The organism is Paenibacillus sp. AK002 (genome assembly GCF_053903045.1).
On record NZ_CP096377.1, the window covers coordinates 6,753,158 to 6,777,545 of the forward strand.

Here is a 24,388-nt window from a genome sequence, read left to right on the forward strand (position 1 = left end):
GTGCCAACCTATTCTATTAAGAAGCGGCAATTGATTTTCTCTTGTCTGAACGTCTCCCTTTCTTGAATGTCGAGGCCAGCAGCAGAACAAGAAAACCTCCGGCTATAAACCACATTACCGCGGAATGCGAAGAAGATGGAGCATATCCGTCAAAATACATCACATCCCGGAGAGCGGAAGCGGCAAAGCGCAGCGGCGTCCAGGAATACAGCCAGTCCTGCGTTGCCTGGGGCAAAAACTCCGGCGCCATATTGAGAAGCGGCATCGAGAAGAACATCAGGAGCACCAAGATGCCCATGGCCGGTAGCCCGATCCAGTTCAACAAGGTCGACTGTAGAAGGAAAAAAGCGGAACCGGCCAGCCACAGCATCAGCCATACGCTGCCCCCGTTCGCAAGCTCCATGCCATACCACGAGGAAGCCATCCATACCAGAAAACCGGAGGTCAGACCCGCCAGGAGCAAACCGGCAGCACCTTGCAGCAGTATCGCGATTCCCCGGCCGCTGCCTTCAGCCACTGCTTTCTGCAGCGCCTGGAACAGGAATACGCTAATGATCAGGCAGCCGATCCATAGAATCTGTACCAGCATCCCCGGCGCATTGCCGCTTGCGTGGTTAGCACCCACAGGATGAACGACTTCTTCGTGGACCTCGAACGGGGTCAGCAGGGCCTGCGCGGTTGTGACCGGCAGCATATCCGTCTGCGTGCCGATCATGGTCAATGCCTGCTTGGATAGCTCCGCTCCCGCCATCTTCATCGCTTGCCCGAGCATCTGCTTCACCGCGGCGGATGCCTGCGTGCTCATCCCCTCGTTCACCAGCACCTGCACCACAGCGGGCTTCGGAGCAGGCGACTGCAGCGACAAGATACCCGCGCTTAAGTTCTCAGGCAGCACGAGGGCACCGTAATACTTCTGGCTGTCGAGCCCTTCCCTTGCCTCCGCTTCCGAAATCACGATCTCCCACTGAATGGGCATCTGCGAGTTTCCCTGCAGCATTCCTTTCATCATGTCACCGACAGCGAGGGTTTCGCCGCTTGGCAACTCAACCGGCTGATCCAAGGCGACAAGCGCAACGGGAAGCGCCTTCGGCTTCGCTCCCGCGATCGCCCCCATCATGGCTACGCCGAAGACTGCCAGCACCAGAAGGACAACCAATGCGCCGATCCACAGCATTTTTTGTCTTAAAAACCCCATATCAATCACTCCTCGTTATTAATGAACAGACTGTTGATTAATAATCACAGCGTTAATTATAATGAAGAGAGAGATTTGTTCAATCATCAGCTTTCAGCGGAGTGTTCATTACTAATCAGTGTACGAGCCCTCTGTTGATTAAGTCTTCACATTGTACTTGGAGGGGAATTCCTTGACTAAAAAGGCGGATCGTAGGCAAGTCCGGACCAATCAGCTGCTGCGGCAAACCTTGTTCGAGCTTATGGGCGAAAAAAACATCAGCGCAATTACCGTCACCGATATCGCCAATCGCGCCAATATCAACCGCGGTACCTTCTATCTGCATTATCGGGATGTGCCGGATATGCTGGATAAGATCAAGGAAGAGGTGCTTCAGAAGATTGAGAAGATCGTGGTCCATATCGATCCCAGGGATTCCAGGGACTATGCGGAAAAGGGAGAGCCTTATCCGGCGTCAGAACAAATATTCGAAGAGCTCGTCCGGCACGCCGACTTCTTCAAGGCTATTGTCGGCCCGAATGGGGACATTTCCTTCGTTCGGCAATTCAGGGAGTTCATGAAGGAGCATATGTTTGCCAAGCATGCGTTCAGAATGCCCACAGGCGGGAATCAGATCATTCCAAGCGATTACCTGATCGCTTATATGATCTCCGCCAATATCGGCTTGGTCATACACTGGATCGAGTCCGGGATGAACAAGTCCGCAAGAGAGATGGGCATCATGATGACGCAGCTGATCAACTACGGCCCGTTGATCACTTCAGGGATTGTTCAAAAACCATAGGGAACGCAAAGAAAGAGAAGCGGAGGTTCCCTCGCTTCTCTTCTATCGTTACATGCATGTATACGCATGCCCGTGTTCTAATTGATCAATTGCTTCACTAATTCGCGATTGCGCTCCTTGAATACTTCGTTATGCGAAGAGACCATCGCGTACTTCCTGGCATCAGGCTCAATGAACTGCTTCGCGCTGTTCACCGCGTTCGCGGCATCCTGGAAGGCGCCTGCAATCAGGTGCAGCTTCCCGTCAAAATGCAGGATGTCGCCGGCAGCATACAGTCCCGGTATGGAAGAATTACAGCTTGCGTTGCCCGCGATATAGTAGTCATCCACCCGGTGAATATCAAGGTTGCTGTTCTCCAGCAGCGACATATCCCGTTCATAGCCATGGTTAATGATGACCTCGTCTACGGCTAAATAGGAAACTTCCCCTGTCGCATTATTCGTCAATTCTACCCGCTCAATCACCTCATGATTATCCGAAGCAATGAGCTTCGTGATCGATGTATTAAGATGGCAGGTCGCCTTACTGTTCATCAGCTGCTCGACCTGGGCTTCATGGCCTGACAATTCGTCCTTGCGATAGGCCAGGTAGACCTTCTTCGCCACAGGCTCCAGCTCGTTCGCCCAATCTACGGCTGAATTCCCTCCGCCGGACACAATGACGGTTTTGCCCTTGAAATGCTGCAGGGACTTCACGGTGTAGTTCAGGTTCGACACTTCGAACCGCTCGGCTCCTTCAATCTCCAGCTTCTGCGGATTCAAGATGCCTCCGCCGACCGCCACGATGACCGTTTTGGACAGATGCACGCCGGAATTCGCCGTATGTAATTCGAACAGTCCTTCCTCATTGCGGGCGATCGATTCAACCTTCTCGTTTAACAGCACTTCGGGATTGAACGTCAGGCCTTGCTGAACCATTTGCTCGATCAGCTTCGCGCCTGGAATCGGCGTCAATCCGCCGACGTCCCATATCATTTTCTCCGGATATACGTGAACCTTCCCGCCAAGCATGGGCTGATATTCTATTATCTTGGTCTTCATGCCACGCAGTCCACTATAAAAAGCGGAATACAATCCCGCTGGTCCTCCGCCAATAACCGTTACATCAAATATCTCATTCCCACTCATGCGTTTCACTCCCGGTCTATAAATTAAAAGGCTGTTTGTGATCACCTTGTAACGTAAATGATTATCATTATCAATTAGTATACGTTGCCTTTGCCCTTTTTACAATCAAACATTTAGAAAAAATTCATTTTGTCACAATTTCGCCTAGATATAGGCCTGTAATATTCCACTGAACTATATATGGGTATTTTTCGGCTGAAACATGAATATTATTTGAAATTTCCATTAAGATATTTATTGACAACGGCGCAGCCTCACATTATATTTATGGATGAAATTGAGAATCATTATCGTTTGATAGCTAACTACTCTGGAGGTGAAATGATGATTCGCCTAAGTACAGATCGAATAAGCGTCGGTTATGGCGAGAATCTGATATTGAATCGTCTTAACGTAGATATTCCCGATAAAAGAATCACGACCATCATTGGGCCTAACGGCTGCGGCAAATCCACTCTTTTGAAGGCTGTTACCCGCATCATTCCTTATCAATCCGGGGCTGCCATTCTGGACGGGGAAGAAATCGCCAAGATGAACACCAAGCTTCTGGCGAAGAAGCTGGCCATTCTGCCCCAGACTCCGGAAGGGCCGGGCGGATTGACGGTCGGCGAACTCGTATCCTACGGGCGCTATCCCCATCAGCGCGGTTTTGGCCGCTTGACCAAACAGGATATGGACGTCATCGACTGGGCGCTGGAGGTTACCGGAACCCAGGATTATAAATACCGTTCGGTGGACGCTCTGTCCGGCGGACAGCGGCAGCGGGTATGGATTGCGATGGCACTCGCGCAGGAGACCGAAATGATCTTCCTCGACGAGCCGACCACGTATCTGGACATGGCGCATCAACTGGAGATTCTGGAACTGCTCGAGAGGCTCAATATCGAACAAGAGCGGACCATCGTCATGGTTCTGCACGATTTGAACCAAGCCGCACGATTCGCGGATTACATTATCGCGATGAAGGATGGAGATATCATTCAGGCCGGCGATCCGGAAGCCGTCATTTCGCACGAGGTATTAAAGAAAGTATTCCATATCGACGCAGAGATCGGCCGCGATCCGCGCACGGCGAAGCCGATCTGCATCACTTATAATCTATTAAAAGGGGAAAAAGAGGACATACTCAAAACGGCGGAGCATAACGACAACTACGAAGAAACTGCTCATCCCGTTTATCGTACTGCTGTTCATTCTTAGCGCTTGCGGAGTTCCGGGACCATTACATAGGAGTCCGAGAACGGACCCGCTTAAGTGCCTGCCAATTTCGCAGCGCGTGATTGCGTTATCCTCCTACGTGGAGACGACCTGCTTACACTCGGCGTCAACATGGAATCGCGGATACTTTTTGATGGACTACCAATGCTCTCATTGCATGCCCGCAGGTGTGATGGGGGCTTTTTCAATTCTGAGTTATTTTGTAAAAATAAAGAGGACACCACATGAGTGCCCTCTTGAATCCAATTCTTCTGAACTTTGCTGTACCTCGCGCTTGCCTTCACTTCTTCCCACGGTTTGCAGCCTCTTCGAGACGGCGAAACCGTTTCAAATCCGACTTGCGAATCGGAATCGGCTCCCGGCTCAGCAGCTTCACTACCGCAACGATCATCAGAAGCAGCAGTACGGTGAACGGCAATGCCGCAATCAGCGAAGCTGTCTGTAAGGCTTCAAGGCCACCTGCATACAGCAGGACGCCGGCAATGGCTGCCATCAGCGTGCCCCACACGATTTTTGCCGTTTGGGGAGGGTTCAAGCTGCCATAAGTGGTCATGCTGGCTAATATATACGTTGCCGAATCCGCGGACGTTACCAGGAACGTCAGAATAAGGATGATCGCCAGCACGTTCATGACGGAAGCGAATGGCAATTGGTTGAACAATTGGAACAGTGCCGACGTGACATCCGCGTTAACAGCTGCGGCTATCCCGGTGTTCTCGTGCAGGTCAAACCAGATGGCCGTCCCGCCGAACACGGCGATCCAGAGACAGGCAATGACCGGGGGGACAACCATCACGCCCACAATGAATTCGCGAACCGTCCTTCCCTTGGATACCCTTGCCACAAAAGCTCCCACATACGGCGACCAAGCAATCGCCCACGCCCAGTAGAATATCGTCCACTCCCGTACCCATGTGCCTTCCGCATAGGGTTGGAGCCTTAAACTGTACGAGACAAAATTCGTAATGTAGTCGCCAAGCGCTAATGTGAACGTCTCCAAGATGAATACGGAGGGTCCGCATATAAACACAAACAATAAAAAGGCTAGCGCCATCGCAAGGTTGAGGTTGCTTAAGTATTTAATCCCCTTGTCCAGTCCCGTTGTCGACGAGATCATGTAAGCGACAAAAATAATCCCCAGCATCAATAACTGCAATCCAACGCCATTGTTAATTCCCATAATGGTATTCAACCCGCCGCTCATTTGCAGAACGCCGAGTCCGATCGAAGTAGCGATACCCATGACCGTTGCAATGACCGCCAGGATATCAATCATATTCTTCACGCTGCGCCTTGAACCGGTAACAGGCTCAAGCGCGGTAGACACCAGCCCATCCTTCTGCTTGCGGAACTGTAGAAACGCAATCACAAGCCCGACTAAGGCAAACACGGACCATTGACTGATCCCCCAGTGAAAAAAGGAATAGCCCATAGCCAGGCGTGCCGCGTCTACGCCTTGTGCTTCGACACCTCCGAAGGGCGTCTTAAAAAAGTGACTCATGGGTTCAGCCACGCCCCAAAACACCAGCCCCACGCCAAATCCTGCGGAGAACAGCATGCCGATCCAGGTGAAGAACGGATACTCGGGCTTCTCCTTATCTCCGCCAAGGCGAATCGTGCCGTATTTGCTGGCCGCAACCCAGATCAGAAATATGATAATCGCAAAGATCGAGAGCAAATAGAACCAGCCGAACGTATTCGTCGTAAATCTGTACAGATACCCTGCCACTTCACCAAAAGCGCCGGGTTTAACGGCTCCCAGTATAGCCAGCACGGCAATAATGACAGCTGATACCGAAAACACGATATTCTTCAGTAAACTTCCTTTCACAAGCTCCACCTCAGCAGATAAGTCATCGTTGTCCCATACAGTATTTGTATTTAAACCAGAATTGATGTACTTAATCGCTGAATGTGTGCTGCATCGGGTACTCATCTGATCAAAGCTATCGTCTTCGTTACTTCTCCTTAAAATCTTGTTGAGATCCGATATACTGCTTGCCCAAAATGACCATTTGCTTCAGCACCGCTTCGAACTGTCGGCCAAACTCCGTGATCGAATACTCTACCTTGGGAGGCAGCTCATGAAACACGGTCCGCTTCACAATGCCGTCCTCCTCCAACTCCCGTAATTGCAAGGTCAGCACGTGCCGCGATACTTCAGGTATTCTCCGGTGAAGCTCACCGAAACGGCGGGTTTCCTGAAACAGCTCATATAGTATTCGAGGCTTCCACTTTCCGCTAATCATGTGCAGGCCGACTTCAGCCGGACACCCGAAATTCTCATCCTGATAGGGCATATTGTTATCCCTCAACTCCCTTGGTCATGAATTGATGACTAGGTCACATTATTCTGCGTACTTACCCTGGCTTTCTTTTTCAGATAGGCTATTGATTATCATCTTACAGAAAGAGGAGATACAATGAAACCATCAAATCCTTCAAAACCCGTATGGAAGCCGGAAGATATGAATGCAGCCTTTGCAGACGCGTATAATAGTGAGGATATCGATCAGCTGCTGGCACTGTATGAACCGAACAGCGTTCATGTCCACCGAAACGGAAGCCTGGAAATCGGAATCCATTCCTTCCGCCATACGTTGGAGGAGCTACTGCGGCTCAAAGGTACCATGGTCTCCACCAATGTATACTGTATCCCGTTTGAAAATATCGCTATGCTGCGTGCTCGGTTCACCCTGCAAACGACCGATCCGGATGGCCAACCGCTGGTGCTGCAAGGACATACCTCCGAGATCGTGAGACAACAGCCCGATGGAAGCTGGCTGTACATCGTGGACCATCCTTTCGGTTCGGATACATGGGGATGACCGTAAGATCCGTTATTTGGTGGTACAAAAAAAAGCAATCCGCCCTTGTCATGAACAAGCGGATTGCTTCTTGATTTTCATTGCATCATTCCTTGACGAATTCCTTCGTGCTGCGCACCGTATCGATCGGGCGTACCATGCTCTCGATCTGCTCGCGCTTCGGCTCCAGGAATGGAGGCAGGGACAATTTTTCGCCCAGCGTTTCATACGGCTCATCCCCCATGAAGCCCGGACCGTCGGTGGCAAACTCGAACAGAATCTGCGGCGCGACGCGTGCGTACAGGGACTGGAAGAAATAGCGGTCGACAAAGCCCGACGTATGGAATTGGAAGTCGTCCAGACGCTTGATCCAGTGCTCCAGCACCGAACGGTCCTCTACCCGGAAGGCCGCGTGGTGAACGGTACCGAAGCCCTGCTGGGCCCGCGGGAGCACGGCGTTGTACTCGACAACGACCTGCGCGCCATTGCCGCCCTCACCTACCTCAAACAGATGAAGTGAGCCTTCCTTGCCGATTTCCTTAAACTGAAGCACTTTCTCCATCACTTCTTTGAAATGATCGAAATTGGACACCCGCACAAAGACCGGGCCAAGTCCTGTAATCGCATGCTCCAAGGGAATCGGCCCCTTCTGCCAAGGCGTTCCCGAAGCCACGCCTTCATTGTTCTCGTCGGAGATGAGTTGATATTGCTGATCGTCGAAATCAACAAAAGCGAGTGTCTTTTTGCCGAATAACTCTTGAATGCCTTGATGCTTCACGTCCATCCGATCAAATCGCTTGACCCAATAGTCCAGCGCTGCATCGTTAGGAACACGGAACGAGGTTTTGTAGATCTCGTCCGTACCGTGTCTGCCCTTCGGAATACCCGGGAAGTCGAAGAAGGTCATATCCGTGCCTGCACTGCCCTTGTCATCCGCAAAGAACAGGTGGTAGGTCTGAATATCGTCCTGGTTAACCGTCTTCTTCACGAGCCGCATGCCCAGCACATAGGTGAAGAACTCGTAGTTCTTCTCGGCACTGCTCGTAATGGCTGTTACGTGGTGAATTCCTTTTAATCCGTTCATAGTTAAACGCCTCCGTCTCTTATATCGTAAAGTGTGTGTCGAATCCGTTTCATTTATTATTTCGATTTAAAACATCTTTAATTTAAGATAATAATATCACGGCTTTCCTCTTCCGTCAAGCATCAACATTCGCAGCCATAACCAATAAAAAAAACAGCCGGACATCAGATCCGGCCGTTCTATTCATTTCGCCTTGGTCTCTACATGGACGCTATGAGCCTGTATTGGATAATCCAATGACGGGTAACAGCTCGATGCGTCGATGCGTCTCCTCATGATACAACCATCCATCCCGAACGTGATCCACAAACAAAATGCCGTTCAGGTGATCAATCTCATGCTGCATGCATCTGGCCAGATAATCCTCGCCCTTCAGGATTACCGTCTCGCCTTGCCGGTTCAATGTCTTCACCGTCACTTTGTCGGCTCTCTTCACGTATCCGTAGTAGCCCGGATAAGAGAGGCACGCTTCAGGGCCCATTTGTTCCCCGTCCATCTCCACGATTTCAGGATTAATCAGTTCGATCAGCCCTTCTCCGCAGTCCATGACAATAAGCCTTCGCAAAATGCCGATTTGCGGTGCGGCAAGGCCGGCGCGCCCATCGCTGTCGTACAGCGTCTCGACCATATCATCCAGTATCTTTAATACTCTGGCATTCACGGAATCGACCGGCCGGGCAATTTTGCGCAGGATGGGATCGCCGAATGGCACAATAGGTTTCACCGTCATTCTCTTAAGCCCCCTTAGTTTTGGAAGGAGGTGTATGCACCCATAAGTCACTTGGAGTACACTCTAAGGTTGTGCAAAGGGCATCTAACGTCTCTGCCTTCATCTGCTTGGGCTGGTTCGTCAGCAATGCGCTAATGGAAGCAGCCGACAGGCTGTAATCCGCCTTCTCTTTCATCAGCCGCGCCAAAGCCGCTCCCGACCATATCCCTCTCTCTGCCATCACGTTACGTAACATCCATTCGAGCAAAGGGTCACCCTCCCGTTCATCAAAATATTAGCTTACACCTAATTTTATTAGGTATTGCCTAATATCTCAAGCCCATTTCTTTGGGGTCTGACAAAAGTGGTGCTATAGAGGTCCTGATGACCCTTCGCTGACACTTAATCGGAAGAGATATTTTAAGCAGGCTTGGATTCGTTCCGGGACAGCCGTTTCTTAGCGTTCCTGGCTCTGCCTGCAAGGCTGGTCCCGATCACGCCGACAATGACGAGCGCTGCTCCGATGACATGATAGTAAGCCAGCTTTTCATTCAAGAAGGCGACGCCTCCAAAAATCGTGACAACGGTAGCCAGATTGTTAAAGATGCCCATCCGGGAAGCCTCGATCTGGGACAAGGCATAGTTGGACAGGAGCGATGTTCCCAGGGAGGACAAGACGCCGAGATAAAGAACCGCCCAGACGAAGGATGAGTGCATAAACGGGTCAAAATAATGGACGAGCGTCCCTAGCGCTGCATGCTGAGCAACCGACATCAGGTTAAACAGCACGAATCCGATCATCGACATGATGAAGGTGATATCCAGTACCGACTGCTTCTGCGTCATCCTGCGGGCCATCACGCTGTAAACGGCATTGGATAGCGCAGAGAGCAAAATCAGCACAATTCCGAGCGTGCTCGATTGCTCGAAGGACACGCCTTTTAACACAAAGATGGAGATGATCCCTGTCACCGACAACACGGTAAACAGCTTTTGTGCCCAGCTGGAGCGCTCCTTCAAGAACAGCGACGCCAAGAGCAGCGTAAAGATCGGTACGGTAGCGTGGATAATTCCGGCCTCGGCCGAACTGGTATAAACTAACCCGAAGGTTTGCAGCGTAAAGAACAGGAACGGATAGAATATGGCCAGCGGCACGATGGCCAGCAGCCGTTTCAGATCCATCGGGACCTTTCTGCGGGCAATGAGGAGGCCCAGCGATGCGGCTAAGAACGAAATGGTAAACCGGTGCGCCAGCGTATCCAGCGGGTTAGCATGGATCAGCGCCAGCTTTACGAACATAAACGAAAAACCAATGATGGACGTATATCCCAAAGCGGCGGCATAGGCACGGCTTGTATGCGGTATATTCATGATATGTGTTCTCCTTCATCTTCTCTTTTGCTTCCTAACCGAGAGGTTGGTGCAGTTGCTATTTATCTTAATGCAGGAAGAACATCATTACGATTTGAAATAACGCTAACTGTACCGGTACAGTTAGCGCGATGAAGGAGGTAACAACAATAAGGCTGTTTTCCGTCATCCCAGGATGACAGAAAACAGCCCCGTTATACTTCAACTTGCATTCTCTCATAACAGGCATCGGCATTGCCGACCCGTTATCGATAAAAAACCGTTAATCGCGTTCGACCGAAATCCAGCCGTCGCCCTCGAGATGAAGCGTTGCGCCGAGCGCTTCGGCCATAAACCGGAGCGGAACGTAGGTAGATCCGTTACTATGAACGAATGGGGCTTCCGCCAGCGTCACGTTTTTACCGCCGACGCTGGCTTTTTTGGAGCCTATGGTTACCACGATTTCTTCTCCCGTCAAATCATTGATAACTATAATTCTCTTCGAGCCTTTGCTCCACTTCACTTCGGCATCCAGCTGATCTGCCAGGTAACGAAGCGGAACGAAGCTTTGATTGTTCTTCTTGATTACACCATATCCATAATCATCGCTCGCGGGACTGAGGAACATCAACTTTTGCGTAATTTGCAGATCATCCTTCAACACGTTATAGATGAGGGAATCCTTCTCGAAGTTCCGCAGCACTTGACCCGGCGTCACGGAATCATTCAGGACGTCCAGCACGCCTTTGGACGTGTCGACCTTATTGGCTTTCACTGCGCCGCCGATATTCCAGACCTCACCTTCGGAATACACCTTGAAGGCCTTCAATGGCAGGTCCTCGGATGCCGGAAGCGCGACGGTCAGCTCCAGCGCATTCTTGCGCGTATTCAGCTGCTCGTCGAAGTAATAGTCCAGTTTGAGGGTCGTATCCTTGCCGAAGACGGTTTCGGATCCCGGAAGCTCCTCCAATAACTGCTCCTTCTGTTCATCATAGTTCTCCGTGAATTCGGTCAGCGCGCCATGCACGATCTCGTAGAGCGACGCGACGACCTCTTCCTTGGATTCCTGCGGCAGGAGTTCAACGTCTTCGCCGTAGGCCTCGCCGATGGTGGCTATCATCGGATAAATGGCGTCATAAGCATCGCCGATCACCTGCTTCAAGCCGGCTTCGTCTTTAAGCAGACTTTCGGCGAAAGGCTTAACCATGTTCAAAATCTCTTCGCCCGTAAGCTCCATCTGAAGATGCGTTAGGTTCAAGCTCTCCCCGTTCACCTTCTCCTGGACAGGCTTCACCGAAACTTTGGACGGGTTCGGGAAATGCTTCAGGACGAGTCCTGCCGCCTTCTTCACGACATCCTGAATCGCCTGCTCATACTGGCTGGTGTCAGGCAATCCCGGAACGGTTGTATCCATCGATAGATAGAACGGCTGTTTCGCGCCGTCCAATTGAATCGCCATTCCCTTGGCATCCATGGACAGATGAAGCGGAATCTTCTTGTCCGAATAATGAACGCTGCCTTGCATGGACACCGTATTGCTATCCTCCACGATGGCATGATCGATATTCAAGGATAACGAATTAATAAGATCAATCGCTTCTTTATCTTCAGATGATAGGGCCTTGTCCGAAGGCACCACCTCGAATCGAATACTTGCGCTGGATTCGCTGGATTTCACGTCAAGACTGGTCAGCATCGCCTTGTTGATATCCAGTCCCCCGACGGCCTGACATCCTGTCATAACGACCAACACGGCTGCAATGAGTACGGTCAACCATTTGAACTTCTTATACATTTTGATATTCGTCCCCTCCCAGGTCATAGGCTCATTTCTATTATGGGAAGGGAGGAAATGTTTGTAAATAGGTATTTTAGCCTCGTCATGTATGCACATGGGAAGACGCCTCAAGATAGCATATATCGACTTTTTGCTATACACTGGGGAATGAAAATCATGACGGAACAGCGCACATTCATGAAGTGCGGTTTGAACAACCTTTTAAAGCGTGGTGAATCTCTTGTTTAAAATTATGCTGATCGAAGACGACGTGACCCTGTTCCATGAAGTGCAGGAGCGTCTCTCGCAATGGTCATATGACGTTTATGGCGTCCGCGATTTCAGTGCCGTACTCCAGGAATTCACAGCGATTCAGCCCGACCTGGTCATTATCGACATCCAGCTGCCGAAGTTTGACGGGTTCCATTGGTGCCGAATGATTCGTTCCCACTCCAACGTCCCGATTATATTCCTGTCTTCCCGAGATCATCCCACCGATATGGTGATGTCCATGCAGCTGGGGGCGGATGATTTCATTCAGAAGCCGTTTCACTTCGATGTCCTGATTGCCAAAATCCAGGCCACCCTGCGCCGGGTATACAATTACAACACCGAGCGGACCGAGCTGAGAACATGGCGTGGAGCCACCGTCGAATTCGGCAAAAATACGATAAGCAGTCCTCAGGGCACGGCTGAACTGACAAAGAATGAAATGTTCATTCTGAAGATCCTCATGGAGCGCAAGAACCAGATCGTCAGCCGGGAGGATCTGATCAAGAGCTTATGGGACAACGAGCATTTTGTCAGCGATAATACGTTAACGGTCAACGTCAATCGTCTGCGCAAGAAGCTGGAGCCCTTGGGACTTGACCCTTACATCGAAACCAAGGTGGGACAAGGTTATATCGCAACGGAAGAGGTCCATGCATGATCATGGCCTACATCCGGGAACGGCTAAGCTGGATTCTGTTATTCGTGTTCTTGCAGCTGATGCTTCTGTTTATAGCCGCGGTGGACGCCCAAATCCCGTTCCTGCCCATCCTCTATATCGTGTTTCTGTCGACGCTGTTCTTCCTGGTGTTTCTGTTCGTCAGATACAACCGGGAAACCAAGTTCTACAAAAGTCTCCAGGCATGGGACGACACCTACGACTTAGCCGCCATCAGCGAGCCGGAGCACCCTTTTGAGGCGATTGCCATGGACATGCTCTCCCTGCAGACCGAGCGTTTCAAGAAGGAATCCTCCATTCGCCTGATGGAGATGCAAGGGGAGAAGGACGAGCTGTTATCCTGGATTCATGAAGTGAAAACGCCGCTCACCACGATGCAATTGATGATCGACCGCATGGAAGACGAAACGTTGAAAGCGCAGCTCCAGTATGAATGGCTCCGCATTCACCTGCTGCTTGACCAGCAGCTGCACCAGAAGCGCATCCCCTTTATTCAGAACGATCTGCTGATCGAGCTATCCGCACTTGAACCGATCATCTTTCAGGAAATACGTGCGCTCAAGTCCTGGTGCATGCAGAAAGGCATTGGGTTTGACGTTTCTCTTGAGGTAACGGAAGTGCTGAGCGACGCTAAATGGCTGGGCTTTATCATCCGCCAGCTGTTGACCAATGCGGTCAAATACAGCTCCGCTTCGGACATTCACATCGGGAGCGATCTCGTGGACGACCATGTCAGACTCATCATTCGGGATGCCGGACGCGGCATTGATCCAAAGGACATGCCCCGGATTTTCGATAAAGGCTTCACGTCCACCACCTCGCATCAGGATAGTGCTGCAACCGGCATGGGGCTCTATCTGACGAAAAAAGTAGCCGAGGCCTTGATGATCCGGATCCAGGTGGAATCAAAGCCGGGCATCGGCACAACCTTTACCTTGATCTTTCCGAAACGGAATGAATTCGTAAGCATTACCGGCATGTGACAACAATGTCACATGCTTTTGCGCTTTGTTCGGCGAATCGAAGGAAAAGGGCTCTCGACTCCTTTATGATAAGAACAGATAACAAAGGAGTGAGTGAAATTGGCAATTCTTGAAGCAAACCAAATTCATAAAAGCTACGGCAACAAATTCAATAAACAGGAAGTGCTGAAGGGCATCGACATCCGCGTGGACAAAGGCGAATTCGTCAGCATCATGGGCGCTTCGGGCTCAGGGAAAACCACCCTGCTGAACGTGCTCTCCTCGATCGACAAAGTGAGCCTCGGCAGCATCAAAATCGAGGGCAAAGAGTTTACGGGCCTCAAGGAGAAGGAGCTGGCCGAGTTCCGGAAGCATCATCTCGGGTTTATTTTCCAGGAGTATAACCTGCTGGATACGCTGACCGTCAAAGAAAACGTCCTGCTGCCGCTCTCCATTAAGAAGGTATCCAAAAAAGAAGCCGATCAAAAATTCCAAAGAATCGCGACCGAGCTTGGCATCTACGAACTCAAGGATAAATATCCGAACCAAATCTCCGGAGGACAGAAGCAGCGGACCTCTGCCGCCCGGGCGTTCATCCATGATCCGAGCATTATTTTTGCCGATGAGCCGACAGGGGCGCTGGACTCGAAGTCCGCTTCCGATCTGTTGAACAAGCTAAGCGAATTAAATCAGAAGATCGACTCCACGATCATCATGGTTACCCATGATCCCGTGGCCGCCAGCTATTGCACCCGGGTGGTCTTCATTAAGGACGGACAGATCTACACCCAGCTGAATAAAGGCGAGCAATCCCGGCAGGCCTTCTTCAATGACATCATTAAGACTCAGGGCGTGCTAGGCGGTGTTCAGAATGAACATTAATTATCTGATCTACCGGAATTTGAAGAAGAATATCAAAAATTATTATCTGTATGTATTTGCGCTCATCTTCAGCGTGGGTCTGTACTTCGCGTTTGTCACGCTGCAGTATGATCCGGCGATGGATGAAGCGAAAGGCTCCCTTAAGGGAGCGGCTGCGCTTGGAGCCGCCTCCGTGCTGCTCGTGGCCATCGTGGCGATCTTCCTGCTGTATGCCAACACGATTTTCATCAAAAGGCGCAGCAAGGAGATCGGACTGTTTCAGCTCATCGGACTGACCAAGGGGAAGATCTTCCGGATCCTCAGTGCGGAGAACCTGATTCTGTACTTCGGCTCCATGGTCATCGGCATCTTTGCCGGCTTCGCGGCTTCGCGCTTAATCCTGATGATCCTGTTCAAGGTGACCGGCGTCGACACCGAAGCAGCCCTCTCCTTCTCGACCGAAGCGCTCATCCAGACCGTGATTGTATTTGCCGTCATCTATGTGCTGATCATGATCATGAATTATACGTTCATCAAAAGGCAGAGCATTCTCTCCCTCTTCCGCGCGGTATCGACGACCGAGAACCAAATTAAGAAAATGTCCTTCGCCGAAATGCTGTTCGGCCTGCTCGGCATCGGACTCATACTTCTTGGCTACTATGTGTCGACCAAGCTGTTCAGCGGAGATTTCACCACCATGAACGAGCTGTTCATGGCCATGATTCTTATCCTGGGGGCGGTGATCATCGGGACTTATCTGTTCTATAAAGGGTCGGTCAGCTTTATATTCAACGCGATCCGGAAGAGCAAGGGCGGTTACTTGTCCCTGAATAATGTGCTGTCCCTGTCCTCCATCATGTTCCGCATGAAATCGAACGCACTGCTGTTAACGATCATCACGACCGTGTCCGCACTCGCGATCGGACTGCTGTCTCTTAGTTATATTTCGTACTATTCCGCCGAGAAATCGGCCGAGCAGAGCGTGCCTAACCATTTTGCGGTAGCGGATCAGAAGGATATTTCCGCATTTATCCAGGCACTTACAGATGAAGATATCGAATTTAAGAAGACCGAACGGGACGTAATCCAGGTGAATGCGGACCTATCCGACATTATCGGGGCCAGCCTGGAGGTATCTGGGCAAGTGGATTCCAGCTCCATGATCATCCCGGTAATCAGTGATGCCAGCGTGAAGGGTAAGGATGTTTCCCCCGGTGAGACGCTGTTCACGGGGTACAGTGACGCGATCCAGCAATTCATGGCGATTCAGACCACAGGGGAAATTGAACTCATAAGCCCTAAACAAAGCTTTAAGCAGAAGCTGATCGGCTTGGACAAGGAAGCCTACGTATCCTATTATTATGCAAGCGGCGGGCTGCCGACAGCGATTGTGGACCAGACCGTATTTGATCAGCTGGTTCAGGATCTGGATCCGAAGATCCAGAAGAAAACCAATGTCTATCACGGCATCGATATTGTGGATCCAAACGCTGTGGATCAGGCCAATAAGATCTTTAAGAGCCTCGGCCTTAGCGAGGGAACAGGGAACCTCTCTCAGACGGAAATGGCTTTCAACCAGAAGAGCAATATGGGCTTGATGATGTTCATCGTGGGATTCCTGGGGCTTACCTTCCTGATTACTTCAGGATGCATCCTGTACTTCAAGCAGATGGACGAAGGTGAAGAGGAGAAGCCGAATTACACGATCCTTCGGAAACTGGGATTCACTCAAGGGAACCTGCTGACGGGGATTCAGATCAAGCAGCTGTTCAACTTCGGCATACCGCTGGTCGTCGGCTTGTCCCACAGTTACTTTGCCGTTAAATCCGGCTGGTTCTTCTTCGGAACCGAGCTGTGGCTGCCGATGGTTATGGTAATGCTCCTGTATACGGCGCTGTACTCCATATTCGGTTTGTTGTCGGTCATGTTCTATAAACGGGTAATTAAAGAAGCGTTATAAACGAGGTGCATGGTTGGGCCCAGGGATGATTCGGGTACCATCCATGCATTTTTTCGTGCGCAGGCGTGAAAAAACCGCGGATTACCATTCCAACGGGCTGCAGCTCTTCTGCAGCTTCCGGATATACACGATTTGACCGATATGATAAGCATTGTGCGTGGCCGCATTACTCACCAATTCCCACCACTTGGCCGGCACTGGGAATCCGTTCACTTCCTGCTCAAGCTTGGCCGCCGACAACAGCTCCTGCCATTGCAGCAAAACCTCAAGCAGCCGATCCCTTAACTCGGCAAAAGTCGCGTTATCCGGAATCATGAAGCTATTATGGTTGTCTCCAATAGAAGGAACGGCATCTACCTGCGATTCGCGGTACCGCGTCTGCCACGTTTCGTTCCAATACAGCAGATGCTGTATGATCTCCGCAATGCTGTGGCTGCCATTGGCCGGCGTCCAGAACGCTTCGTCCTCCGTCAGTTGCTCCACGGATTGCTGGAACGGGACGTGCCAGCTGGGATCGTTCGCGTTCGCTAACAGCTGATTCATTAGAACATCATTTGCATGCGCCATGGGTCATTCACTCCTTCATGCGCCCGGTAATGAGCAGCATCACAAATCATGACTAATTTTACTATAGGATGAAGCCTTGTGATTCGCAAAAAATGATTAAAATCATTCTTTCTCGGCTCGCTACGTCTTGAATAACTTCTACCTCACACGGAACAAATCCAAATAATACTGCGCCGTTGGCGTATCGTTCTTGAAACGCAGCTCGATCTTCTCCCCGCTTCCCTTGCATAGGCCCACCGTAATCTCAAAATAGCTTGCCCCGTGCACCGCATCAACCGGACTGGCCTGTTGGTTATCCTCTTTCATCGTGGTCCGCTCGTTAATCGATAGAATCCGTTCGCAGCCAAAGGCAGGATACGACTCCTTGTATATGTCCTGAAGGGACGATCGGATTACCGGGTATAGCTGCTGCAGCATGGCCTTCTCAAGCTGCTGCTCTCTAGACTTGTCTTGCGGCCCTGCATAAGCTGTGCTGCTTCCCGAGCTTAATAGAAGGAGTCCGCCTGAGAGCAGCAGGCAGATGAAGAATCGTTGGTTCATACGCGTTCACCTTTTCGTTTTTTCTATATAGAGTCTCCTTTTCGATCCTATTTAGTCCGACTTGCAGCTTCGTCCCCCCTATACAAAAAAAGACTGCCCTACAAGGCAGTCTTTCACTGGTTTAAATCGTTGATGAATGCACGATCGCATGGCCGTCGTTCCCGTCGTTTTCTTTTTTCCCGACCAGTATATGATAGAGGGCGATTCCCGCAGCTAGCAGGACCGCCATCGCGACGTACATGCCTCGGAAGCCGACAAGCGGCGTCAGGAAGCCAAGTATAAAGGGGCCGAACCCGATGCCCACGTCCACGAAAATATAAAAGGTCGATGTTGCAAGCCCGATCCGGTGCGCCGGCGAACGCTTAATAGCCAGGGCCTGAGCGCTGGACTGCGTCGTGCCGTAGCCCAGACCGACGAATACGGCCGAGAGCAGCAAGGTCAGGCCGTGATGGGCTTGGCTGAGCAGAACCATCCCGATCGCAAACGATAGAATGGCCGGGTACATCACCACATTGGCCCCTCTCTGGTCAAACCAGCGACCCGTGAACGGTCTCGACAGAATGACCACAATAGCATAGACAATAAAGAAATAACTCGCCACTTGGGCCAGACTGATCTGCCCGGCAAAAATCATCAGGTACGTCAAAATGCTGGAATACCCGAACCCCATGACAAAGCTGACCAGCGAAATCGGCACCGCCTTCGGCTCAATAAAGTTGGATAGCTTCAACCCTTGCAGATCCTTCTTCTGCTCCGCTGTCAGTTTCAGTTTCGGTATGTTCATAAAGAAAGCCGACAGCAGCGAAAGCACCCCTAGCGCCCCGCACAGCGTAAAGTTAGCCATCATCGAAGCATGCTCGTTAATCATCAAACCGATAAAAGGGCCAATTGCCGAAGCGATTATAATGCTTACGCCATAGTAACCTGTACCTTCGCCTCTTCTCGAATTCGGAATCAGGCTGGCCGCAATCGTGCCTGTTGCCGTTGAGGCAAGGGCGAAGGCGATACCGTGCAAGAAACGAACAACGAGCAGCACGCTCAAGCTGTTTACGACAAAGTATAAACCGATGAGAACGCTGAAGGCGATCAGACCGGTAAACAGCAGTTTTTTGCGGCCGACCCGCTCGATGATGCTGCCTCCGACCAACCGCCCAATCAATGCGCCGACGACAAAAATGCTGGAAGCCAGGCCAGCCATTCCCGTCGATGCGTGAAACTCATTCTTTGCATATGAGGACATAATCACCACTAATAAATAAAAACATAAAAAGAGCAGGAAATTGACGCCGAACACAATCAAAAAGTCCTTGCTCCACAATCGTTCTCGCGAGTCTGCTTGCTCCAAGTTAATCACCTTTTCTAATAATGTTGTCCCTGACCGTCTCCATCACGCGAATGACCGCATTTTGATCCTCTTCAGAAACGCCTTCCATAACCTCCTGTTCATATTGGTCAAATATCTTGCGAATTTGCAGGAAGACGTCGGCTCCGGCCTTGGATAGCTGAATGCGCTTCTCCCGTTTATCGCGCACCGGGATTTGCTCCACATATTCCAGCTTGATCAGCGCGTTCACGGTTCGGGTGACGGTGGGCTTCTCCACGTACAGCATTCTGGACAGCTCCACCAAAGTCATCGACTGATAAAAATCCAGATAGTACATGATGGACCACTGGGCATAATACAGGTTGTAATCTTCGAGCTTACGATTAAGCTCATTGACGAAAGGGCGATACAGCGTAAAGTATTTATGAAAAAAGTGTCTGTGGGCGTCCATTCGAGACCTCCGTTCAAAATAGTTACCTTGGGTAACTACTTATTGATTATAAAGAGGATCCTTCTGCTTGTCCATCCGGAACGGCCTTCCAAATCCTAGATCAGACTCATGCGGACGGCATGCCGACGCTTATTCTCCCTGTTTAGGAATGGCTCTATTCACGTTTCTGCCGCTTATTACAAATAGCGGTGGACAAAAAAAATCGCCCCTTGGACGATGGTAAGTGGTACCTGCCATCTTAAGGACGATTCAAGCAGATAAGCGATCTGCGGCTATTTCAATTGGGGATCAAATCTGTTGTGATTTCTATCCAATATCACTGAACGAATCTGGGACGGGCCCGGATACATCAAGCAGCCTGCCCATATAATCGCTCAGCAGGATACCGTCCGGGTCCAGCTCTTGCCGCACTGCGCGGAATGCTTCCCACATGGGATACAGCTCCTTCAATTGAGCAGCCTCAAGATGATGCATTTTCCCCCAATGCGGCCTGCCGCCGTACCGCAGGAAGATGCCCTCCATCGCACTGAAGTAATCTTCATGCGGCATGCCTTTGTACATATGGATCGCAATATAGGCGGAGTCCCGGCCGTAGGCGGGGCTTAACCAAATATCATCGCCCTTGGCATAACGGCATTCTACGGGGAAATGCACATGGTACTTGCTTCGCGACATTTCCTCACGCATTTCTTCAATGACCGCATTCATTGACTCTGCGGGAATGTTGTACTCCATTTCGTTGAAACGAACGAGCCGCCGGGTCGCGAATAACCGGTGGCTGTAATTCACTTTGCGACCCAGCGGAACCTGCGACGCCGAGAGGCGGCTGACATACGGGCTTGCTTTGGGCAGCTTGCGGCACAGCTCCGAGATCAGCCCGAAGAGGGTGTTCTCCACCAACACGTCGCTGATATAATCCTTGATCCGATGCTCCTTCACCTCTTGGTCCGTCTTGTTCATCAGCTTGATCTGGCACGGCTCTGCGTAAGGGAACCAATAAAACTCGAAGTGGCGATTCTCCTCCGCCAATTGCGCCTGCTGCTTCAAGCATTCGCCCAGCGGTATTCTCCGGCTTTCATATTCGATTTTGTAAGCCGGCTCAAGCCTCAATGTCACTTGCACGATAATGCCGAGCGTGCCTAAGGATACCTGCAGCGCCTTGAACCAATCGGGGTGCGACTCACCGCTGCACTCCAGCACCTCGCCTGTACCGGTGACCACCGTCAATCCGACAACCTGCGTGGATATATTTCCGAAAGTCCGGCCCGTACCATGCGTCCCTGTACTAATGGCGCCGGCAATGGACTGTACATCAATATCCCCCAGGTTCTCCTGTGCCAGCCCCTGCTGAAACAACAGCTCGCCCAGCAGCTTCAGCTTCGTCCCTGCCCACACGGTGGCGGTTCGGGCTTCAGCATCGACATGGACCAGGCCCTGCATCTTGTCCAAGGAGATCAGGCAGTCCTCGGATGCGGCAATGGGGGTAAACGAATGCCCTGACCCGACCACTCGCAGCCGCCGGCCCTCCTGCCGGCACATCCGGACCACTTTTTCGACTTCCGTAATAGAGGCAGGATACAACACCGTTCTTGGATAGGCTCGTACTGATCCCGACCAATTCGACCACTGGATCTGCTTCATAGAAAACACTCCCCCATTCCGCGATAGGTTGCATATTCGCCTACGATGCGGCCTTTCGATACCGCATACAGCACCTTGAACCGCTCGCACAGCTCGCCGGCCTTCGCATGGCGGAAGAACACCGGGTCTCCCAGGCCAAGCTCCACATGGGTTGGCAAACGCAGCGGCGTCTGCACTTCCCCGGCTCCTTCGAGCGAGAACAGCTTCAATCCCGAAGGCAAGTAAGGCATCGCCAGCTTATCCTTATCCGCCGTACCCGATGCCGTGTAGCCGCCTCCCATGCAGGTCACGATCCCTGCCTTCGGGATGCGAACCACCTCTACCGCATAAGCCGCTGCCGGCTTATAACGGAATGAGGCGTAATGATCGAACAGACCCGGCGCATAGAAGCCTGATCCGGCCGTAATTTCGGTTACCCAAGCTTCCTCCCGGGAGCTGTCCAAACTTCCGGTTCCCCCTGCATTCACGAAGCGGAGCCGAAGATCCATGGCGGCAAGCCGCTCAACGGCTTCTTTCCTCCGCTTGGCCGCTTCAACGATGGAGCGTTTTTTCAGCCACCGGACCATGGTGTTCTTCATACGCTTCTTGGCTGCGTTATCCCCAACGCCTGCTACCTGCGCCTCGTACCCCATGATACCGTCCAGGCGAAGCCACGGGGAGCGGATAATCCGTTCTACGACAGGATACATGCCCTCCCATGAACGGACGGGCGATCGCCATACACCGAAGTGCAGACCCGGATATTGGACCGACATATCCATATCAATGCAGAGCGGAATCGCGATCCGCTGTTGTTTGGCGAACTGTTCGATGTGCTCGACATGCTCCACGCTGTCCACCATTAAGGTAATGCTGCGGCCTTCGCCGACCAAATTCACGATGGAGCGAATGGCTTCCGGCTGCCACTGCGGATATCCCAGCAGCAGATCGTCAAAGCCCTGTTCCGCCAGAAATACGGCCTCCGCTGCCGTATAACACATGATTCCCTGAAAGATCGGGTTCGAACGAAGGAGACGGTTCAGCACGTCCACGGAGCGGATGGACTTGCTGGCCAGCCGAACCTTCTTCCCCCCCGCCGCCTGTGCAATCGCTTCGGCATTGTCGTCCAGCATGTCCAGATCCACCAAGGCGAACGGCCTCGGAATCTGCGCGAAAATCTCTTTATAATACTCGTATGTCGACACCCCTACATCAACACCTTCCCGTTTCCCTCACGCCTATGCCACATGATATTCTCGAAGGTAACGGATTATCCTTCCGCCCACCACTATCCGCGCAAATAAAAAGAGCCCAGCCTTTGGTTGGCTGGACCCGAATCCTAATCGGCTAATTTGATGATGGTTAGGGAAGCGCCGTTGCCTTGTGCAAGGGTTGCAGCACCTAATACGCCATACAATTGAAGATTAAGCATATCGCCTGCATTCAATTGTTCTATAAACTGGGCGTGAAAATGCGACTTCGATTTAATTGGTGCTTCGTCACTCTGCATGATTGAGATACCGTTTCGAGTAATCCTTGAGCCCATAAGCAAATCTGACGTTAAATTAATCGTATAAGAAATATAGTAAATCCCTGTTTCATGAACCGTAAACAATGTTGAACTTCCATCTGCCATGATTCCTGCTACTTTCGGATTGTCCGGCAGCTGAACCGGGGTCCCGCCGAGCAGTACTGGAATAACGCCTCCCGACGTATTCCCTGCGTATGCATAAGTTCCTGTGGAGCTCCCTCCCGCAGGTCCAACAGGCCCCGCTGGACCTGCGGGGCCTTGGGGTCCCTGAGCTCCTTGTATCCCTTGCGGACCTTGTGGCCCTACCGGGCCGAGGTCGCCCTTATCGCCCTGGATTCCCTGAGGTCCAGGATCCCCTTGATCCCCCTTTTCACCCTGCGGACCTGCCGGGCCTTGTTCGCCTTGATCTCCTTTATCGCCTTTCGGACCCGGGGATCCCGTGGGGCCTGGATCGCCCTTAGGCCCGGATGGCCCTGCTGGTCCAGTTGGACCTTGGGAGCCCGAAGATCCTGAAGACCCGGACGGACCTTGCGGACCTTGGGGCCCTTGAGGCCCCTGTGGACCCTGCGGGCCCTTTTCGCCAGGTTCGCCTTTTGGACCCTGCGGGCCGGCCGGACCCGGCTGCCCCTGCTCCTGAGTTCCCCCGCCACTGCCATACGCAATGCTAACCAGCTGTTTTTGTTGGTTCCACTGCACCTTGGCCTCAAACACTTCCGCCAAAAAACGAAGCGGAACCATCACCCTGTTATCCTGCAGTTTGGCGGGCTGGTCCAGCTTCACTTTTGTGACGATAGTTTCTTTTCTTACCGTAGCCACATCACTGCCCAGAACCAGCTCGGCAGAGACATCGCCTCGAACGGCTGTGATCTTCTTTGCAGAAGCATCCCACCGAATGGACAGGCCCAATATTTCGGTTACATGCTTAATGGGCACCAGCACTTTGCCTTTGACCATAACCGGGGCAACATCCAAAGACTTGGTTATCCCGTTGACTTGCATCGTGATGCCTGCCGCTTGCGTGACGGGTGCGATCGCTAAACTCAAGGTGAGCATCATTGCTGCCGCAAAATACAGCCGTTTTTTCTTCAACACAATTACCTCCTTATCGATCATGGAATAATTAATTTATCGGTCGAACCTACTCGCGAGTTAATATAAATAATTACACGAGAATCATGATATTTCCTGTGTGCGATCGCGAAATATTAAACATTTTTTGTTAATTCTGGCCTAAGCAAAAAAGGATGAGGAATGTCCCCACCCTAATTAAATCCATTTACCATACGAATTTCATGCCCATTTCCTCATGTATCTTCTCATTGCTCTTATCATAGCAGTTGGTCGTATAATGAAAAGGACATTTGTCCAGTTGAGAAGGGAGCGCAAAAGAAACCCATGAAACGACTTCATGATGCACCATTGCTGAAAGCCAAGCTGGAGCAATTTCAATTCGGAAGCATGCTGAATTTGGGCAATCCTGCGCCCTTTACCTTACAGCAATACGAGCCCGGCGAGATCATTCTGCATGAGGGTTTTGCTATGCAGTCCCTGTTGTTCTTCGTGTAAGGGAAA

Annotated in this window: 24 protein-coding genes; 8 read left to right on the plus strand and 16 right to left on the minus strand. The window is 51.4% G+C overall.

All coding sequences use genetic code 11. The annotated features are described in order from the left end of the window. Positions 1-16: 16 nt before the first annotated feature. Positions 17-1,195 carry a YhgE/Pip domain-containing protein gene (locus tag M1D70_RS30460; protein ID WP_456288734.1) on the minus strand — a complete coding sequence of 393 codons (1,179 nt, stop codon included), beginning with the start codon at positions 1,193-1,195 and terminating at the stop codon, positions 17-19. Positions 1,196-1,367: 172 nt separating this feature from the next. Between M1D70_RS30460 and M1D70_RS30465 the strand changes: the two genes are divergently transcribed. Then, a complete protein-coding gene (locus M1D70_RS30465; RefSeq protein ID WP_009591146.1) occupies positions 1,368-1,979 on the plus strand; it encodes a TetR/AcrR family transcriptional regulator in 612 nt (203 codons plus the stop codon). A gap of 77 nt (positions 1,980-2,056) precedes the next feature. Here the strand turns inward: M1D70_RS30465 and M1D70_RS30470 are convergent, their stop codons facing one another. Beyond that, positions 2,057-3,106, minus strand: coding sequence for an NAD(P)/FAD-dependent oxidoreductase (locus M1D70_RS30470; RefSeq protein ID WP_096775683.1), 1,050 nt, complete (start codon positions 3,104-3,106; stop codon positions 2,057-2,059). Positions 3,107-3,430: 324 nt separating this feature from the next. On the opposite strand from M1D70_RS30470, the gene M1D70_RS30475 reads away from it, so the two are divergent. Continuing rightward, positions 3,431-4,306, plus strand: a complete 876-nt coding sequence (locus M1D70_RS30475) for an ABC transporter ATP-binding protein (RefSeq protein ID WP_456288735.1) — start codon at positions 3,431-3,433, stop codon at positions 4,304-4,306. Positions 4,307-4,604: 298 nt separating this feature from the next. Here M1D70_RS30475 and M1D70_RS30480 read toward each other — a convergent pair whose 3' ends face one another. Beyond that, the gene (locus M1D70_RS30480) at positions 4,605-6,155 is read right to left on the minus strand and encodes a BCCT family transporter (protein WP_456288736.1); all 1,551 of its coding nucleotides are present in this window, start codon (positions 6,153-6,155) and stop codon (positions 4,605-4,607) included. 127 nt (positions 6,156-6,282) lie between these two features. After that, entirely contained in the window at positions 6,283-6,624 is a 342-nt protein-coding gene (locus M1D70_RS30485; RefSeq protein WP_456288737.1) for a winged helix-turn-helix transcriptional regulator, read from the minus strand. A gap of 123 nt (positions 6,625-6,747) precedes the next feature. On the opposite strand from M1D70_RS30485, the gene M1D70_RS30490 reads away from it, so the two are divergent. Continuing rightward, complete coding sequence (locus M1D70_RS30490) at positions 6,748-7,152, plus strand: YybH family protein (RefSeq protein ID WP_009591138.1); 405 nt, start codon at positions 6,748-6,750, stop codon at positions 7,150-7,152. 85 nt (positions 7,153-7,237) lie between these two features. Here M1D70_RS30490 and M1D70_RS30495 read toward each other — a convergent pair whose 3' ends face one another. The 5 genes from M1D70_RS30495 to M1D70_RS30515 form a co-directional block, all read right to left on the minus strand. Continuing rightward, complete coding sequence (locus M1D70_RS30495) at positions 7,238-8,215, minus strand: ring-cleaving dioxygenase (protein ID WP_456288738.1); 978 nt, start codon at positions 8,213-8,215, stop codon at positions 7,238-7,240. A 211-nt stretch (positions 8,216-8,426) separates the two neighbouring features. Continuing rightward, positions 8,427-8,945 carry a peptide deformylase gene (gene def, locus M1D70_RS30500; protein ID WP_009591212.1) on the minus strand — a complete coding sequence of 173 codons (519 nt, stop codon included), beginning with the start codon at positions 8,943-8,945 and terminating at the stop codon, positions 8,427-8,429. Positions 8,946-8,949: 4 nt separating this feature from the next. Beyond that, entirely contained in the window at positions 8,950-9,192 is a 243-nt protein-coding gene (locus M1D70_RS30505; RefSeq protein ID WP_009591216.1) for a helix-turn-helix domain-containing protein, read from the minus strand. A 152-nt stretch (positions 9,193-9,344) separates the two neighbouring features. After that, positions 9,345-10,295, minus strand: a complete 951-nt coding sequence (locus M1D70_RS30510; protein WP_456288739.1) for a DMT family transporter — start codon at positions 10,293-10,295, stop codon at positions 9,345-9,347. A 262-nt stretch (positions 10,296-10,557) separates the two neighbouring features. Beyond that, positions 10,558-12,048: a copper amine oxidase N-terminal domain-containing protein gene (locus tag M1D70_RS30515; protein ID WP_456288740.1), complete on the minus strand. Its 1,491-nt coding sequence runs from the start codon at positions 12,046-12,048 to the stop codon at positions 10,558-10,560. Positions 12,049-12,292: 244 nt separating this feature from the next. On the opposite strand from M1D70_RS30515, the gene M1D70_RS30520 reads away from it, so the two are divergent. From M1D70_RS30520 to M1D70_RS30535, 4 genes are all read left to right on the plus strand, one after another. Beyond that, positions 12,293-12,982, plus strand: coding sequence for a response regulator transcription factor (locus M1D70_RS30520; protein WP_009591170.1), 690 nt, complete (start codon positions 12,293-12,295; stop codon positions 12,980-12,982). After that, positions 12,979-13,983: a sensor histidine kinase gene (locus M1D70_RS30525; RefSeq protein ID WP_009591203.1), complete on the plus strand. Its 1,005-nt coding sequence runs from the start codon at positions 12,979-12,981 to the stop codon at positions 13,981-13,983. The genes M1D70_RS30520 and M1D70_RS30525 overlap by 4 nt, the downstream gene beginning before the upstream one ends. 99 nt (positions 13,984-14,082) lie before the next feature. Continuing rightward, positions 14,083-14,844, plus strand: coding sequence for an ABC transporter ATP-binding protein (locus tag M1D70_RS30530; RefSeq protein WP_009591195.1), 762 nt, complete (start codon positions 14,083-14,085; stop codon positions 14,842-14,844). Continuing rightward, positions 14,834-16,783 (plus strand): FtsX-like permease family protein, encoded by a 1,950-nt coding sequence (locus tag M1D70_RS30535; RefSeq protein WP_456288741.1) that lies wholly within the window; start codon positions 14,834-14,836, stop codon positions 16,781-16,783. Before M1D70_RS30530 ends, M1D70_RS30535 begins: the two co-directional genes overlap by 11 nt. An 81-nt stretch (positions 16,784-16,864) precedes the next feature. On the opposite strand, the gene M1D70_RS30540 is transcribed toward M1D70_RS30535, so the two are convergent. The 7 genes from M1D70_RS30540 to M1D70_RS30570 all read right to left on the minus strand — a co-directional run bounded on the left by M1D70_RS30540 (position 16,865) and on the right by M1D70_RS30570 (position 23,908). After that, the gene (locus tag M1D70_RS30540; protein ID WP_009591194.1) at positions 16,865-17,350 is read right to left on the minus strand and encodes a DinB family protein; all 486 of its coding nucleotides are present in this window, start codon (positions 17,348-17,350) and stop codon (positions 16,865-16,867) included. A 138-nt stretch (positions 17,351-17,488) separates the two neighbouring features. Beyond that, a complete protein-coding gene (locus tag M1D70_RS30545; protein WP_009591144.1) occupies positions 17,489-17,890 on the minus strand; it encodes a hypothetical protein in 402 nt (133 codons plus the stop codon). A gap of 121 nt (positions 17,891-18,011) precedes the next feature. Next, positions 18,012-19,244 carry an MFS transporter gene (locus M1D70_RS30550; RefSeq protein ID WP_456288742.1) on the minus strand — a complete coding sequence of 411 codons (1,233 nt, stop codon included), beginning with the start codon at positions 19,242-19,244 and terminating at the stop codon, positions 18,012-18,014. Then, positions 19,237-19,665: a MarR family winged helix-turn-helix transcriptional regulator gene (locus M1D70_RS30555; RefSeq protein ID WP_456288743.1), complete on the minus strand. Its 429-nt coding sequence runs from the start codon at positions 19,663-19,665 to the stop codon at positions 19,237-19,239. The genes M1D70_RS30550 and M1D70_RS30555 overlap by 8 nt, the downstream gene beginning before the upstream one ends. 306 nt (positions 19,666-19,971) lie before the next feature. Then, entirely contained in the window at positions 19,972-21,306 is a 1,335-nt protein-coding gene (locus tag M1D70_RS30560; protein WP_456288744.1) for a D-arabinono-1,4-lactone oxidase, read from the minus strand. After that, a complete protein-coding gene (locus M1D70_RS30565) occupies positions 21,303-22,490 on the minus strand; it encodes an amino acid deaminase/aldolase (RefSeq protein WP_456288745.1) in 1,188 nt (395 codons plus the stop codon). Before M1D70_RS30565 ends, M1D70_RS30560 begins: the two co-directional genes overlap by 4 nt. A 134-nt stretch (positions 22,491-22,624) precedes the next feature. Then, positions 22,625-23,908 carry a BclA C-terminal domain-containing protein gene (locus tag M1D70_RS30570; RefSeq protein ID WP_456288746.1) on the minus strand — a complete coding sequence of 428 codons (1,284 nt, stop codon included), beginning with the start codon at positions 23,906-23,908 and terminating at the stop codon, positions 22,625-22,627. Between the two features lie 303 nt (positions 23,909-24,211). On the opposite strand from M1D70_RS30570, the gene M1D70_RS30575 reads away from it, so the two are divergent. Then, positions 24,212-24,382: a hypothetical protein gene (locus M1D70_RS30575; protein WP_456288747.1), complete on the plus strand. Its 171-nt coding sequence runs from the start codon at positions 24,212-24,214 to the stop codon at positions 24,380-24,382. Positions 24,383-24,388 lie beyond the last annotated feature (6 nt).

Coding starts and splice junctions, on each gene's coding strand:
- M1D70_RS30460 (WP_456288734.1), bottom strand. CDS start 1,195: ATGGGGTTTTTAAGACAAAAAATGCTGTGGATCGGCGCATTGGTTGTC.
- M1D70_RS30470 (WP_096775683.1), bottom strand. CDS start 3,106: ATGAGTGGGAATGAGATATTTGATGTAACGGTTATTGGCGGAGGACCA.
- M1D70_RS30475 (WP_456288735.1), top strand. CDS start 3,431: ATGATTCGCCTAAGTACAGATCGAATAAGCGTCGGTTATGGCGAGAAT.
- M1D70_RS30485 (WP_456288737.1), bottom strand. CDS start 6,624: ATGCCCTATCAGGATGAGAATTTCGGGTGTCCGGCTGAAGTCGGCCTG.
- M1D70_RS30490 (WP_009591138.1), top strand. CDS start 6,748: ATGAAACCATCAAATCCTTCAAAACCCGTATGGAAGCCGGAAGATATG.
- M1D70_RS30495 (WP_456288738.1), bottom strand. CDS start 8,215: ATGAACGGATTAAAAGGAATTCACCACGTAACAGCCATTACGAGCAGT.
- def (WP_009591212.1), bottom strand. CDS start 8,945: ATGACGGTGAAACCTATTGTGCCATTCGGCGATCCCATCCTGCGCAAA.
- M1D70_RS30510 (WP_456288739.1), bottom strand. CDS start 10,295: ATGAATATACCGCATACAAGCCGTGCCTATGCCGCCGCTTTGGGATAT.
- M1D70_RS30525 (WP_009591203.1), top strand. CDS start 12,979: ATGATCATGGCCTACATCCGGGAACGGCTAAGCTGGATTCTGTTATTC.
- M1D70_RS30535 (WP_456288741.1), top strand. CDS start 14,834: ATGAACATTAATTATCTGATCTACCGGAATTTGAAGAAGAATATCAAA.
- M1D70_RS30540 (WP_009591194.1), bottom strand. CDS start 17,350: ATGGCGCATGCAAATGATGTTCTAATGAATCAGCTGTTAGCGAACGCG.
- M1D70_RS30545 (WP_009591144.1), bottom strand. CDS start 17,890: ATGAACCAACGATTCTTCATCTGCCTGCTGCTCTCAGGCGGACTCCTT.
- M1D70_RS30555 (WP_456288743.1), bottom strand. CDS start 19,665: ATGGACGCCCACAGACACTTTTTTCATAAATACTTTACGCTGTATCGC.
- M1D70_RS30560 (WP_456288744.1), bottom strand. CDS start 21,306: ATGAAGCAGATCCAGTGGTCGAATTGGTCGGGATCAGTACGAGCCTAT.
- M1D70_RS30575 (WP_456288747.1), top strand. CDS start 24,212: ATGAAACGACTTCATGATGCACCATTGCTGAAAGCCAAGCTGGAGCAA.